General features: G+C 64.6%; 13 protein-coding genes. 3 read left to right on the top strand and 10 right to left on the bottom strand.

Annotated elements, in window-relative coordinates; translation table 11 throughout:
* Nucleotides 1-49: 49 nt before the first annotated feature.
* The 5 genes from lpxK to SM765_RS12205 form a co-directional block, all read right to left on the bottom strand.
* Nucleotides 50-1054 carry a tetraacyldisaccharide 4'-kinase gene (gene lpxK, locus SM765_RS12225; protein WP_274838106.1) on the bottom strand — a complete coding sequence of 335 codons (1005 nt, stop codon included), beginning with the start codon at nucleotides 1052-1054 and terminating at the stop codon, nucleotides 50-52.
* Nucleotides 1041-2249 (bottom strand): 3-deoxy-D-manno-octulosonic acid transferase, encoded by a 1209-nt coding sequence (locus tag SM765_RS12220; protein ID WP_342455900.1) that lies wholly within the window; start codon nucleotides 2247-2249, stop codon nucleotides 1041-1043. The genes lpxK and SM765_RS12220 overlap by 14 nt, the downstream gene beginning before the upstream one ends.
* Nucleotides 2250-2315: 66 nt before the next feature.
* Nucleotides 2316-3155, bottom strand: coding sequence for an inositol monophosphatase family protein (locus SM765_RS12215; protein WP_274835237.1), 840 nt, complete (start codon nucleotides 3153-3155; stop codon nucleotides 2316-2318).
* Nucleotides 3142-4488 carry a TldD/PmbA family protein gene (locus tag SM765_RS12210; protein WP_368981538.1) on the bottom strand — a complete coding sequence of 449 codons (1347 nt, stop codon included), beginning with the start codon at nucleotides 4486-4488 and terminating at the stop codon, nucleotides 3142-3144. The genes SM765_RS12215 and SM765_RS12210 overlap by 14 nt, the downstream gene beginning before the upstream one ends.
* 144 nt (nucleotides 4489-4632) lie before the next feature.
* A complete protein-coding gene (locus tag SM765_RS12205) occupies nucleotides 4633-6162 on the bottom strand; it encodes a DUF2125 domain-containing protein (RefSeq protein WP_274829895.1) in 1530 nt (509 codons plus the stop codon).
* 147 nt (nucleotides 6163-6309) lie between these two features.
* Here SM765_RS12205 and SM765_RS12200 point away from each other — a divergent pair, with 147 nt between their 5' ends.
* Entirely contained in the window at nucleotides 6310-7059 is a 750-nt protein-coding gene (locus SM765_RS12200) for an SDR family oxidoreductase (RefSeq protein WP_065271874.1), read from the top strand.
* Nucleotides 7056-7667: an enoyl-CoA hydratase/isomerase family protein gene (locus tag SM765_RS12195; protein WP_368981537.1), complete on the top strand. Its 612-nt coding sequence runs from the start codon at nucleotides 7056-7058 to the stop codon at nucleotides 7665-7667. The genes SM765_RS12200 and SM765_RS12195 overlap by 4 nt, the downstream gene beginning before the upstream one ends.
* Nucleotides 7668-7919: 252 nt before the next feature.
* Here the strand turns inward: SM765_RS12195 and SM765_RS12190 are convergent, their stop codons facing one another.
* On the bottom strand, nucleotides 7920-8225 hold the full coding sequence (locus SM765_RS12190; RefSeq protein WP_274835240.1) for an HNH endonuclease family protein: 306 nt from the start codon (nucleotides 8223-8225) through the stop codon (nucleotides 7920-7922).
* Nucleotides 8226-8293: 68 nt separating this feature from the next.
* Between SM765_RS12190 and SM765_RS12185 the strand changes: the two genes are divergently transcribed.
* Nucleotides 8294-9514, top strand: coding sequence for a TIGR03862 family flavoprotein (locus SM765_RS12185; protein WP_274838109.1), 1221 nt, complete (start codon nucleotides 8294-8296; stop codon nucleotides 9512-9514).
* Here the strand turns inward: SM765_RS12185 and SM765_RS12180 are convergent.
* The 4 genes from SM765_RS12180 to leuS all read right to left on the bottom strand — a co-directional run bounded on the left by SM765_RS12180 (nucleotide 9487) and on the right by leuS (nucleotide 14309).
* Nucleotides 9487-10077: a glutathione S-transferase family protein gene (locus SM765_RS12180; RefSeq protein WP_368981536.1), complete on the bottom strand. Its 591-nt coding sequence runs from the start codon at nucleotides 10075-10077 to the stop codon at nucleotides 9487-9489. The two genes, SM765_RS12185 and SM765_RS12180, sit on opposite strands and share 28 nt — an antisense overlap.
* Nucleotides 10078-10193: 116 nt before the next feature.
* Complete coding sequence (gene holA, locus SM765_RS12175; RefSeq protein WP_274835242.1) at nucleotides 10194-11225, bottom strand: DNA polymerase III subunit delta; 1032 nt, start codon at nucleotides 11223-11225, stop codon at nucleotides 10194-10196.
* Nucleotides 11222-11755, bottom strand: a complete 534-nt coding sequence (gene lptE, locus SM765_RS12170; protein WP_274835243.1) for an LPS assembly lipoprotein LptE — start codon at nucleotides 11753-11755, stop codon at nucleotides 11222-11224. The genes holA and lptE overlap by 4 nt, the downstream gene beginning before the upstream one ends.
* Nucleotides 11742-14309: a leucine--tRNA ligase gene (gene leuS / locus SM765_RS12165; RefSeq protein WP_274838110.1), complete on the bottom strand. Its 2568-nt coding sequence runs from the start codon at nucleotides 14307-14309 to the stop codon at nucleotides 11742-11744. The genes lptE and leuS overlap by 14 nt, the downstream gene beginning before the upstream one ends.
* Nucleotides 14310-14345: the final 36 nt, after the last annotated feature.

Genomic DNA, 14345 nt, shown 5'->3' with positions numbered 1-14345 from the left:
CGCACATATGACCAACACGATTTTCTGACATGGCCTATTCTTTTCGTGGCTAGGGCGGTGGCGGTGCCGCCCGCTTCAGAAGATCAATCAGCGGGTCTGCCTCTTCGATCTCAAGCCGCACCGGCAGGGTGATCACCTTGTGGCGGAAACTGGCGGGCAGGCGCACAGCGTCCTTTTCGGTGGTGACCAGCTGCGCGTTCAGCGCCTTTGCATCGGATTCGAGCCGGGTCAGAAGCGCCGTTGGCAGGCTCTGGTGATCGTCCAGCGCCTCGGCCCGGGCCAGATCGGCGCCAAGAGTGCGCAGGGTGTCAAAGAACTTCTGCGGATAGCCGATGCCGGCAAAGGCCAGAACCCGGGTGCCCTGCCAGGGCATGCCGGTTTGCAAAGGCGCCAGATGGGCCGAAACATGTGGCATTCCCTTCAGCGCCGCACCCCAGAGGTGGGCGAACTTCTCCTGCGCCGCAGGGGCGCCGATGGACAAGACGACATCGGCGCGCGCCAGACCTTCGGCCACCGGTTCGCGCAGCGGCCCGGCGGGCAGGCAGCGGCCATTGCCGAAGCCCCGTGCCGCATCCACCACCACCAGTGACAGATCCTTGGCCAGGCTTGGGTTCTGAAACCCGTCGTCCAGCAGGATCACCGTCGCCCCGGCAGCTGCAGCGGCGCGTGCCCCGGCGGCGCGGTCGCGGGCCACCCAGACATTGGCAAAGGCGGCCAGCAACAGCGGCTCATCCCCGGTTTGCGAGGCCTTGTGGCGGGCGGGAATGACCTCTTCGGGGCCAATCAGCGTGCCGCCATAGCCGCGGCTGACCACATGCGGGTCGTGCCCCATGGCGCGCAGGGTCTCGATCAGCCAGATCACCGTCGGCGTCTTGCCGGTGCCGCCAGCATTGAGGTTGCCGACGCAGATCACCGGCACGTCGACCTTCGCTGGCGTGCCCTTGGCAAGCCGGGAGCGGGTCACCGCGCCATATAGACGGCCCAGCGGCGCCAGCAGGATGGCGCGCAGATCAAAGGCGCCGGGCGCCTTGTTCCAGAACTCAGGAGGCCGCATTACGCTCCTCCCTCAGGTCGAGCAGATCCTGCACCCGGTCGATCAGCTGATCAGTCATCGCTGCGCCCTCTGTGACGGCTTCCCAACCTGCCAATGCCATTTCCGCCGCCATATCGGGGGCCGACAGGTGCAGCACCATTTCAGCCAGCTCCTGGGGTGTGTAGATGCATTCGGCAGCACCGCAATTCGCCAGCTGAGCATAGATCTCCTGATGCCGCACGGTGCCGGGACCGTGCAGAATGGCCGAGCCGAGCGCGGCGGCGTCCAGCGGCGAATGACCCTCGCGGCCCCGGTGCAGGCTGCCCGCCATCAGGCAGACAGGCGCCAGCCGATACCAGAGGCCAAGGTCGTCCTTGTCCGCCAGCAGAACCTGCGTGTAATCGTCCGGTTCATCCCCGGCGTCCCAATCGGCATATTGCAGCCCGCTGTCCTTCAGGGCGGCGCGACATTCATTGAGGCCACCATAGCTGTCTGGTGACAGCACAAGGATCAGCCGGTGCAACAGCCGCAGAGCGATCCTGTGTGCCTCCAGAACCATCGGCAATTCGTCCGGGCGCACTTGCGCCGCCAGCCAGACGGGACGGCTGCCAAGCACCCCTTGCAACTCTGTCAGTTCCTCGTCGTTGCAGCCGGGCGGCGAGGTCGAGATCCGCAAACGTCCGGCCATCTGCAGCTTGTCCGGCGAAATGCCGGTGCGCTGCAACTGGCTCTGGACCTCGGCATCGGGAGTCAGGATCGCAGCGAAGCCATCCAGCATGCGGCGGCGCTGATCGGGCAGCCAACGGCTGGTGCGGCTCGGCAGTTCCTTCTCCGTCAGATCAACCAGCAGCGCGTCGATGCGTTGTTCGCGCATGTGCCGCAGCAGGACGCGGCGCAGCCGTCCGCCGGACCAGATGCAGAAATCCGGGCGCCAGAGGTTCAGAAAGGCGCGCACATCCGTCGGGCTGTCAGGGGGCAGGTGCCCAGCGGGGATATCGCAGCCTTCGGCCTCGGGCGGGGGCGCCATGTCCGGCTCCCAGGTGGCGAGAACCGACAGATCCGGCCGCGCCGTCTTAAGCCGGTTTCCGACATCGCAGAGGGCCATGTAGCGTTCGGTGCTGGTCGCATGCACCCACAGCACTTCCCCCTCCGGACGCGGAGGCAGGTCAGTGCTGGTAACCGTCCTTGATACGGGGCGGGAGCTGCGGCTGGGCATATGGGGCGTCCAAAAATTCATCTGCGTGTCGCGGGCAACCGGTGTGGTCGGACCGTAACGTCCGGATCAGCTTGCAATGCCGGGGCCGTCGGGGTCCAGCGCCTCGATCAGCTCCTTATGCAGGGCCGGAGGTCCGGCCACCACCCCATTGAGCAATGGCACAGGATTGTTGAACCTCAGGTCCTGGCCCAGACGGTCGGTCGCCTGCCCGCCAGCCTCGCGCAGGATCAGATCGCCGGCGGCGATGTCCCATTCCCAACTGCGGCGCAGGGTCAGCATGGCACCGGCGCGCCCGTCTGCGACCTTGGCCATGCGATAGGCCAGCGACGGGCGATAGCTGCGGGTGAAACCGGGGGCATTGCGGGTACGCCAATGTTCGGCGGCGAGGTTGGGCCGCGCGGTCAGCACCTCGGCCAGCGCCAGATCGGTCAGCGAGGAGGCGCGGATCGGGGTGCCATTCCGGGCAGCTCCCTGTCCCTGTGCCGCGGTGTACATCAGACCGCGCTGTGGCAGGTAGATCACCGCAGCGGTGACCCGGCCCGCGGTGGCAATGGCAAGAGAATGCGCCCAGGTGCGCGAGCCTTCGGCAAAGGCGCGGGTGCCGTCTATGGGGTCGATGATGAAGACGCTGTCACGGGTAAGCCGATCAGCGCTGTCCTCGGTCTCTTCGGACAGCCAGCCATAGTCAGGCCGTGCCTCGGGCAGCATTTCTTCCAGCAGCGCATTCACCGCCAGGTCCGCCTCGGTCACCGGACCCTGACCGCCGGGCTTGTCCCAGCGCCGCGCCGTTGGCCCGCTGTAGCGGCTGGCGATCTCGCCCGAAGCCTCGGCGGCGGCGATCAGCAGTTCGAGGTCCGTAAGGCCCTTTGCCTGCTCTTCTGTCTGGGCGTCGTCAATTGCCGGCAAGCGTCATCCCCTCGACCAGCAGCGATGGTACGACGCGGGACAGGTAGCTCCGCGCGTCATTGGCGGGTACGATCCGCATCAGCATGTCGCGCAGATTGCCCGCGATGGTGCATTCGTTCACCGGATAGGCGATTTCACCGTTCTCGACCCAGAAGCCTGAGGCGCCGCGTGAGTAATCGCCGGTGTTGGGATTGATGGTTGAGCCGATCAGCGAGGTGACCAGCAACCCGGTCCCCATGCCCGCGATCAGATCGGCGCGGCTTTGATCGCCTTGGGTCAGCGCCACGTTCCAGTTCGACGGCGACGGCACTGAGCCGATGCCACGGGCGGCGTTTGCGGTGCTTTCCATCCCCAGTTTGCGGGCCGAGGCCAGATCCAGCGTCCAGCCGGTCAGGGTGCCGTCCTCGACGATGGCGCGGCGGCGGGTGGCCAGACCTTCACCATCAAAGGGGCGCGAGCCTGCAATGCGGGGGCGGTGGGGATCCTCGATCACCGACAGATGCTTGGGCAGCACCTGCTGTCCCAGACTGTCCTGCAGCCAGGAGGAGCCGCGTGCGATGGCAGCGCCATTCACCGCCGACAGAAGATGACCGATCAGCGATGCGGAAATCCGTTCGTCGAACAGCACCGGATAGGTGCCGGTCTTGGGCCTGCGTGCGTTCATCCGCGCCACGGTGCGTTCCCCGGCGCTGCGACCGATCTCTTCGGCGCTGCGCAGGTCGCTTTGATAGGTGCGGGAATCGCCGTCGTAATCACGCTCCATCCCGGTGCCGGTGCCCGCGATGCCGGTGCAGGAAATCGACCGGCCGGTGCGGGTGTAGCCGCCGGAAAACCCGTTCGAGGTCGCCAGATAGACCGAGCTGCGGCCATAGCCCGCGCCTGCGGATTGCACCTGGCTGATCCCGTCGATGGCCTGACAGGCGGCTTCGGCGGCCAGCGCATCCTCTTGCAGGGCGGCTGGGGCCGGATCGGCGGTGGGGTCGTTCAGATCCAGCGCCGCAAGGTCCCAGTCCTGCGCCAGCTGATCCGGTGCGGCAAGGCCGGTATAGGGGTCCTCGGGCGCCTCTCGGGCCATGGCCACGGCGCGTTCGGCCATGGCGGCAATGGTTTCGGGGCGGCTGTCGGAGGAGGAGACCAGCGCCTGACGCTGTCCCAGGAAGACGCGCAATCCCAGATCGGTGCCTTCGGAGCGTTCGGCATGCTCCAACCGGCCCTCGCGCACCTCGATGCTGAGGGAACTGCCTGCAGCGGCCATAGCATCGGCAGCATCCGCGCCTGCCTTGCGGGCGGCATCGATCAGGGCATGGCAAAGCGTCTCGGGGGTCTGGGTCATGGGCGTCTCGGGCCATCCTGTTGCTGCGGGTCGCCATAGAGCTAGCCAGAGGAACCCCCTGCTGCAAGGGCGCAGGGACAATTGCCGCAAGAAAAAGGGACCGCGCAAAGGCGGTCCCGTAAAGCGTTTTTGCTGTGGGTCAGCTTATTTGATGCGCTGGCCGTTGGCGAGGATCTTGCCGTCTTCGGAAATCTCGATCTTCGAGTTCAGCGTGTCTTCGCCTTCGCCGGGAACAGCCAGCATGCCCATCATCATCCGGGCGCCCATGGCGTCATCATCGCTCATCAGGCCCATTTCGATCAGCTTGTCCATCAGGGTGTTGGCACCGGTCAGCGACAGGTTCGCTTCGCCCGAGGGGGCCGGCATGCCGTCAAAGCTGGTCAGATCATCGTTGTTGAAGGCGAAATCGCCGGTACCGGTCAGCTTGGCACCCGCTGCCGAGACCAGCAGCTCCTGGATGGTGACCGCGTTCAGCTCACCCGGTGCGACCTCGCCATCCTCGACCTTTTCCATGGCTTCGGCATCGAAGACGTCGAACAACACCTTGCCCTTGCCGGTGAGGCTCAGCACGACGCTGGCCGGATCATGCGGCAGGGCGCCGGCCGGATCGACCATGCCCCAGAGCATTTCCGGAACCGCGAAGTCGCGCAGCGCCACGCCAAGCGCGAAGTCCTGTTCTTCCTCGGACTTGGCAAGGGGGATGGTGATGTTGAAACCAGCCTCGGCCATGCTGAGCGCCAGCGGGAAGGGAATGTCCGATCCGGTGACGTTGAAGGCCATGTCCTTTTGCGTGACGTCATAGGTCAGTTTGCTTGCGTCCATTGCAACGCCAAAGTTGCCGCCGCCCGAGGTGCTGTCAAAGGTCAGGCTGTCGCTGCCATCCTGAAAGGCAAAGGCAGAGGTGCCGCTCGTGTAGGAGAAATCGGTATCAAGACCAAAACCGGCGGCCAGCAGCGCAGAGAAATCACCGCTCTTGTCCAGATCGGCCGGAACCGTGCTGGTGCCATGCGCCTGAAGCTGCTGCATCGCGCCGTTAAAGGAGGCGAAATCCTCGCTGTCCGGATCCTTGAAACCAAGATCATAGCTCAGCGCTGAAGCGGTCCAGGTCTGATCGTAGCTGCGCACCCCGGCCAGCGACATGGTGGTTTTTGTCACCATGTCGGACAGGGAGACGGTGCCCCGGATCGCATCCTGGGGGATGTCCTCGCCAGTGGCTTCCAGCCCGTCCAGCGTCATCGTCATCTCGCTGGTGGCATAGTCATAGGTCATGTTCTCGGAATCACCCGAGACCGTCACCGGCGTGCCGTCGTGGGTGATGATCAGATTTACCGTCAGCTTGTCATCATCTTCGCTGGCGCGCACGGTCAGCGGAAATTCCTTGGGCACCAGAATGCTGACGGTTCCGTCGCTATTCTCGGTGAATTTGATCTCGGGCATGCTGAGCCCGGCGGTCACGTCTTCTTCGTCGGGGATCGGCATCATCATCGACAGATCGGACACCGTCAGCGTGTCGCCCGACATGCTTTCGGTGGCGGTCACCTCGTAACCGGTACCGGTCATGTAGGATTTCCAGTCGGACCAGACGTCCTTGGCGCTGAGATCGGCCAGCGCCCCCTGGGCGGAAACAGTCAGAAGAAGAGCGGCGCCACAGCTGCGCGCGAGAAAAATGGACATGGGTGAAACCTTTCGTAGCAAGCGTTGGATACCATGGTCCGTCGCGGCGCCACCGGCGTCAAGGGGCCTGGGGCTGGACCGTTCCCCCTAGGGAGTTTACCACAGAGGGGAACCACTGTCGCGATACAGGTATTGGAGAGAAATCATATGGATATGCAGGGCAAGACGGTCGTCATCACAGGGGCCAGCCGCGGTATCGGAGCCGATGCAGCAAGGGTTTTCGCCGCCGCGGGGGCCAACCTGGCGCTGCTGGCGCGCAGCACCGATGCGCTGGGCGAACTGGTCGGGGAACTCGGCGGAAATGCGCTCGCCTTTGCCTGTGATGTGGCGGAACCAAGCGCGGTTGCGGCGGCGCTGGAAAAAGCACACGAGCATTTCGGAAGCCTTGATGTGCTGATCAACAACGCCGGGGTGATCGAACCGATCGCGCGTCTGGAAGAGGCCGATCCAGCGGCCTGGGGCAAGCTGATCGATATCAACATCAAGGGTGTATTCAACGGCATCCGCGCGGCACTGCCGTTGATGAAACCCGCCGGGGGCGGCACCATCATCACGGTGAGTTCCGGCGCTGCGCATAACCCGCTGGAGGCCTGGAGCGCCTATTGCACCTCAAAAGCCGGGGCTGCGATGCTGACTCGCGCCCTGCACCTGGAGGAAGGCGGCAACGGCATCCGCGCCATGGGCCTGTCGCCGGGCACCGTCGCGACCCAGATGCAGCGCGAGATCAAGGCCAGCGGCATCAACCCGGTCAGCGAGCTCGATTGGGAAGATCACATTCCCGCAGAATGGCCCGCCAAGGCGCTGTTGTGGATGTGCGGCAGCGATGCCGATGATTTCCTCGGCCAGGAGATTTCCCTGCGTGAAGACGCGATCCGCCGCCGGGTGGGCCTGATATGATCAACCTAGAGATTTCGAATGAGGGCCTCTGGGTGGTGACGATCAACCGCCCGGACAAGGCGAACTCGCTGACGGGTGAGATGTTGACGGAACTGGCCGAGATCGCTGAACGCGCGGGCGAGGCGCGAGGCTTTATCCTGACCGGCACCGGCAAGGTGTTTAGCGCGGGCGCCGATCTGGAGGCGGCGCGCGCGGGGCTTGCCACCTCGCCGTTGTGGGAACGGCTTTCGGGCGCCATCGCGGCGCTGCCCTGCCTGACCATCGCGGCGCTGAACGGCACGCTGGCCGGGGGCGCCAACGGCATGGTGCTGGCCTGTGATATCCGTCTGGCGGAGCCTTCGGCAAAATTCTTCTATCCGGTGATGAAGCTTGGCTACCTGCCGCAGCCTTCGGACCCGGCGCGCATGGTGGCGCTGATCGGCCCGGCGCGCACCAAGATGATCCTGGCCGCTGGTCAGAAGATCGAGGCCGAAGAGGCCTGCGCTTGGGGGCTGGTGGACCGGATCGTGGAACCGGGTGCCCTGATGGACAGCGCCCGCGCCCTGCTGAGCGATGCGCTGGCGGCCAAGCCGGAGATTGCACGCGGTATTCTGGAGATGTGCCGCTAAGAGGGGCAGGGGCGGCTCCCGCCCGTCCTTGGGGCATTGATATGCCCCGCGTCCCGTTGGGCGTAGCGCCGCGCTGTCGCGCGGCGTTTTCTTTTCGCTGAGAGGCCCTGTTGAGGGCAGAAACTGCCTCAACAGGGCCATATCGAGTGTAGAGGCACCGTCACCGCCTCAAGGCGCATTGCCCCTGCTGCGCAGGGTGGCCTGCGGCCAGCCTTGACCCGCTGTCGGCGCCGGAGCAGAGCCGGGGGCGCATCAACGCTTGCGTCGCTTTCCCGGTACGCGGGATGAAAAGCCGGGCGGACGTTTGCGGACCCAGGCGATGAAGCGGGCGAGGCGCGGGTGGCTGCGCAGCGCGTCGATGGTGGCATAGTCGCGGGCCAGCTCGGCCTCGGTCAGGGCTGCGTGGATTTCGCGGTGGCAGATATGGTGTAGCAGCACGGTGGGGCCGCCCTTGCCACCTTTGAGTTTCGGGATCAGGTGGTGCAGGCTTTGCGGAACGTCCGCGGGGATGGGGCGGTTGCAGAGGGGACATATGGGTGTCGGGTTCGGCTCTGGCATCCTTACCTCTCGTCTTTGCGGCTGGACTGCATTAGATGCGGCGCAGATGGGTGCAGACAAGGGATGGAATGCGAGGGGCCATGGGCGCGCAGGCAGAACAATGGGATGCGGTGGTGATTGGCGCAGGGCCTGCGGGGTTGATGGCGGCTGAGGAACTGGCGCGCGCAGGCTATCGCGTGCTGGTGGCCGAGGCCAAACCATCGCTTGCGCGCAAGCTGTTGATGGCGGGGAAATCCGGCCTGAACCTGACCAAGGATGAAACCTTCGAGGACCTGATCGAACACTATGGTGCCGCGCGGGACTGGCTTGCACCCATGGTGAGGGCATTTGATGCAGGCGCCGTGCAGGACTGGGCACGGGGCCTGGGGCGCGATCTGTTCACCGGCTCCACTGGGCGGGTGTTTCCCAGGGAAATGAAAGCCTCGCCACTGCTGCGCGCCTGGCTGGCGCGGCTGGAGGAGTTGGGCGTTGCCCGCCGCACCCGCTGGCGCTGGACTGGCTGGGAGGGGAACTGCCGGAGCTTTGAGACGCCCGAAGGGGTGGTGCGGCTGCGCGCGGGGGCAACGGTTCTGGCGCTGGGCGGTGCAAGCTGGGCGCGGCTCGGCTCGGACGGGGCCTGGGCGGAGTTGCTGGCGGCGCGAGATGTGGCGTTGGCGCCCTTCAAGCCTGCCAATGCCGGGCTGGTGGTGGATTGGTCGGATCACATGGCGGCGCATTTCGGTACGCCGCTGAAAGGGATTGCGCTGCGCGCGGGGGCGCTGTCGTCGCGCGGGGAGGCGGTGATCTCAAACCGGGGTCTGGAAGGGGGCGGGGTCTACGCCATTTGCGCAGCGGTACGCGAGGGCGCCGATCTGACGCTAGATCTGCTGCCGGATCTGACCGTGGAGGAGGTGGCGCGCAAGCTGACACGCCCGCGTGGCAAGGCGAGCCTTGCGAACCATTTGCGCAAGGCGCTGAAGTTGACGCCCGCGCAGATCGCGCTGATGCAGGAGTTTGCCCGGCCGTTGCCGCAGGAGCCATCAGAGCTTTCAGCGTTGATCAAATCCCTGCCGGTGCGCCATTCCGGACTGCGGCCGATGGATGAGGCGATCTCGACGGCTGGCGGAGTGTGCCATGAGGCGCTGGATGCGGGGCTGATGCTGAAAGAAATCCCCGGCACCTTTTGCGCCGGAGAGATGCTGGATTGGGAGGCGCCCACGGGGGGCTACCTTCTGACGGCCTGTCTTGCCACCGGGCGCTGGGCCGGACGTGGCGCGGTCGATTACTTGGCCAGCGCTGCGGTGCGCTGAAAGGCGTCGCGGCTGCGCACGGTCTTGGAATAGTCGAGCAGGGCACGGCTTTCGACCGGGAACTTGGCGCCATAGGCCCAGTTCAGGCAATGCACGCAGATGATATCGGCGATGGTGAACGCGTCTCCCATCAGGTAGGGGCCGGTCAGGCGCGCTTCGAGCCGGGCGATGTTGCGCTCGAACTCCCAGCGCAGGCTGTCCTTGATTTCGGGCACGCGCTGCTCTTCGGGCAGGGCAAAGCTGTGGCGGGCGGCGGTCCAGAGCACGGCGTCGATTTCATCCAGGATCTGATGGGTGACGGCATCCTGTTTGGCGCGGGCCGTGGTCCCTGCGGGCGCGGTGAGCGCGCCGTGTTTGTCCGCCAGATAGGTGATGATGGCGGTGGAATCGGTGATCACCTCGCCATCTTCGACCAGCGCCGGAACCTTGCCCGAGGGGTTCACGGCGACGATATCCGGGCTGTGCGGGGCGGCGGTATTCAGATCATAAGGCTGGCCAAGTTCTTCGAGCGTCCAGATCACGCGGAAGGCGCGGGTCATCGGTTTGCCGATCACGGTGTACATAGGTTTCTCTCCCTCAGGTTTTGCTGCGCATCAGATGCGCGCAGCTGTCTTTGCGTCAAGGCTGAAGCCTGCCTGCACCCGTCGATGGCCGCAGAACGTTGCGGCCTTTTGGGCCCTTACTGGCGGGCGCGGCTGAGCATCGCCAGCCGAATCAAAGCGCGCTCCATCAAGGCAAGTGCCGGGGCGGTCTGCCCGGCTGAGCGCAGCTGCAGGTCGGTGTCGGTCAGAATGGTCAGCGCGGTCTGCAGCTTGGCGGCGCCCCAGCCCTGCGCCTGCCGCAGCACCCGGTCGCGGCGCTTGCCATAAAGCGGCGGGCGCAGGCGGCCGATGCCCTGCGCCGGACCACCGGGATCGGCGGCCACGGTGTAAAGCGTGCGGAAATGGCGGGTCGCCCCGATGCAGAGTGTCACCGCATTGGTACCCTGCGCCTGAAGGCGGCGCAGCAGCGGGCCGATCTCGGCGCTGCGCCCCTCGGCCACCACGTTCAGCACATCGTCAAGTGCGGCTTCGGTGGATTGCGGTGCGACGGCGTCGATATCCTCAAGGCTTAGGGGGCTGCTGTCCTGGTATTTGTAGAGCGCCAGTTTTTCGATCATGCGGGAGAAATCGCCGGGGCCGATGTCATTGGCGATATCGGTCAGCGCCGACATGCTGTCGCCAGGCACATCTCGGATCTGCGCTTCGGAGAGGATCCGCTCGATCTCAGCTCGCGAGGGCGGATCGTCATAGATGCCGGTGGCATAGGCATTGCGATGCGATTCGAAACCCTTGCGCAGTTTCGATGTGGCTTTCAGCTGCCCGGCGGTGACGATGATCTGGGCATCACCTGGTTGCCAGTCCTCCAGCGCCGCGAGAATCGCCGGGGCGGCGCTGTCGTTGGCCTCTTCGACAAAGACCGCGCGTGGGCCGGGAAAAAAGCCGACCGCCTTGACCGCGTCCAGAAGCTGTGCCGGATCCTTGCGCAATTCGGAGCCGGGCATCCGGGTCAGGCGCATTTCTTCCTCAGCGGCGGCGCCCAGCAGGGCCGCCAGCATCTGTTGCCGTTTCAGCGCCACCCGCATGGCATCGGCGCCATAGATCAACAGACCCGTCTTCTCCGGGTCAGGCTTTTTGAAATAGCCCTCAGCGTCGCGCGGGGAGAGCTTCATTCCGCAGTCGGCGCCGCAGCGGCCAGATCCGCAGTGGTCAGCACCCGGGCGGTGATCTGGTCAGCCAGAATCTGCATCAGCCGCGCATTGGCATCGCGTTCCCCGGCCAGGGTTTCCACCGTCGATCCGGTGGCGGAATAGCCGGTAAAGGCATCTTCGCTGCCGCTGGCCACGATGACGCCGTCGGACAGGCGGAACAGGCTGTAGCTGGCAACGCCGACGATGGAATAGCGGGTGGTTTCATTGCCCGCGGTGATCGCCTGACCTTCGCTGCGGGTGCGCAGCGACAGGTCCAGTCGGTAATCGCCGCCAGAGGCGCGGCCAAGCCGTTCCTCCAGATTGCGGACCAGCAGGTAGGCGTTCACTTCGTTGTCGGTCTTGATCTCCTCGGGGGACTGAATGGCGATCTTGCCATAAAGCGCCGCTCCGGTGCCCCCCGGCGCATAGACCGGGGTGAAACCACAGGCGGCCAGCCCCAGCAACAGGACCAGCGGCAGCGCGAGGATATGCCTTGGATCAGGCAACGACATTGACGATACGACCCGGCACGACGATCACCTTTTTCGGGGCGCCGCCATTCAGCGCCTTTTGCACAGCTTCGTGCGCCAGCGCGAGTTTTTCAACCTCAGCTTTGTCCAGATCTTTGGCGACGGTGATTTCGCCGCGGCGTTTGCCGTTGATCTGGATTGGCAGGGTGACGCTGTCTTCGACCAGCATCGATTCGTCGGCGGCGGGCCAGGCTGCCGTGGCCACTAGACCTTCGCCGCCCTGCGCTTCCCAGACGGCCTCGGCCAGGTGCGGCGTCATCGGCGACATCAACTGCGCCAGCGCCATGATCGCCTGTTTCTGCGCCGCCGCGCCCGCCTTGGATTTGGCCAGCGTGTTGGTAAAGGCGTAAAGCTTGGCAATCGCCGCGTTGAAGCCGAAGGATTCGACACCCAGGGTCACGTCCCGGATCGCCTTGTGCATCTCGCGCAAAAGGTCCTCGTCGCCGCTGCCGGATGCATTCGGGTCCATCTCGGCGATCTTTACCGACAGGTTCCAGACCCGGTTCAGGTGCTTGTAAGCGGCCTCGGCCCCGGCGGCGGTCCATTCCACGTCGCGCTCCGGCGGGCTGTCGGACAGCACGAACCAACGCGCGGTATCGGCGCCAAAGGCCGAGATGATGTGCAGCGGGTCGACCACGTTGTTCTTGGATTTCGACATCTTGGCCGAGGGAATCACCTCAACCTCGGCGCCGGTCTCCTTGAGGAAGGCCTTGCCATCGCGCAGCTCGACTTCTTCAGGGTAGTGATAGACCGGGCGGCCATTGTCGCCTTTGGTCTGGTAGATCGCATGGGTGACCATGCCCTGGGTAAAGAGCGCGTCGAACGGTTCTTTCGATTTCTCCGGCAGGTGGCCGCAGATGTGCATCGCGCGGGCGAAGAAGCGCGAATACAGCAGGTGCAGGATCGCGTGTTCGATGCCGCCGATATACTGGTCTACGTTCATCCAGTAATCGGCCTCTTCCATCACCGTGGGCGTTTCGGCGCGCGGCGCGGTGAAGCGGGCGAAATACCAGGACGAATCGACGAAGGTATCCATTGTGTCGGTTTCGCGCTGGGCAGGCTTACCGCATTTCGGGCAGGCACAGTCGCGCCAGCTGGGGTGGCGGTCCAGCGGGTTGCCGGGAACCGAGAAATCGATGGCCTTGCCGTCTTCGTCATAGGGCAGGGCGATGGGCAGGTTTTCTTTCTTCTCCGGCACCACGCCGCAGGCATCGCAATGGACCACGGGAATCGGGCAACCCCAATAGCGCTGGCGGCTGAGACCCCAGTCGCGCAGGCGGAATTTGGTGACGCCTTCGCCCCAGCCTTCGGATTCGGCCTTGTCGATGGTGGCGTTGATCGCCTCTTCACCTGTGGCCACGTCCAGCCCTGCGAAGTGATTGATCCATTTCACCTTTTCTGTCTTCGGCGGCACAAATGCCTCGTTTTCGACCGGCTTGGGATCGTCCAGCGCCAGGAAGGTGTCGGTGACCGGCAGATCGTATTTGCGGCAGAAATCGAGGTCGCGCTGATCATGCGCCGGGCAAGCAAAGATCGCGCCGGTGCCGTAATCCATCAGGATGAAGTTGGCGATCCAGACCGGCAGTTCCCATTCCGGGTTCAGCGGATGTTTGACCCGGATGCCGGTGTCGCGGCCCAGTTTCGGCGCGGTCTCAATCGCCTCGGCGGTGGTGCCGCCCTTGCGACATTCGGCCAGGAATTCAGCGAGTTCGGGGCTTTCGGCCTCAAGCTGTTTGGCAATTGGGTGGTCCGGGGAAATCCCCACGAAGGAGGCACCCATCAGCGTGTCGGGGCGGGTGGTATAAACCTCGATCGGCTCACCACCGTCGGCGCGTTCAAAGGAGAACTGCAGGCCGCGCGATTTGCCGATCCAGTTTTCCTGCATCAGGCGCACCTTGGCGGGCCAGTTGTCCAGACCGTCCAGTGCGTCCAGCAGTTCCTCGGAATAGTCGGAGATCTTGAAGAACCACTGCGTCAGCTCGCGCCGTTCCACCAGCGCACCAGAGCGCCAGCCGCGGCCGTTTTCAACCTGTTCATTTGCCAGAACGGTCATGTCGACTGGGTCCCAGTTCACCACGGCGTTCTTGCGGTAAACGAGATCCTTTTCCAGGAAATCCAAGAACAGCGCCTGCTGCTGGCCGTAATACTCCTCATCACAGGTGGCGAACATCCGCGACCAGTCCAGCGACAGGCCCAGCGGCTGCATTTGTTCGACCATGGTGTCGATATTGGCGTAGGTCCAGTCCTTGGGGTGCCCGCCCGATGCCATGGCGGCGTTTTCTGCAGGCATGCCAAAGGCATCAAACCCCATCGGGTGCAGTACATTGTGGCCGGTTGCAATTTTGTAGCGCGCGATCACGTCGCCCATGGTGTAGTTGCGCACATGCCCCATGTGCAGCTTCCCCGACGGATAGGGGAACATCTCCAGCACGTAGTACTTCGGCTTGTCTGCCGTCCGTTTGGCCTGGAAGATTCCGGCCTTTTCCCAGGCCTCCTGCCATTTTGCTTCGATCTCAGAGGCAGAGTAACGCGACATGGATGCGGTCCTTTAGAATGAAAACGCCGGGCGATG

Source organism: Pseudophaeobacter sp. 1A09344 (assembly GCF_041008745.1).
Classification (GTDB): Bacteria; Pseudomonadota; Alphaproteobacteria; order Rhodobacterales; family Rhodobacteraceae; genus Phycobacter; species Phycobacter gallaeciensis_A.
Note: the sequence above shows the minus strand (reverse complement) of the source record. Positions and strands in the feature narration are given on the sequence as shown.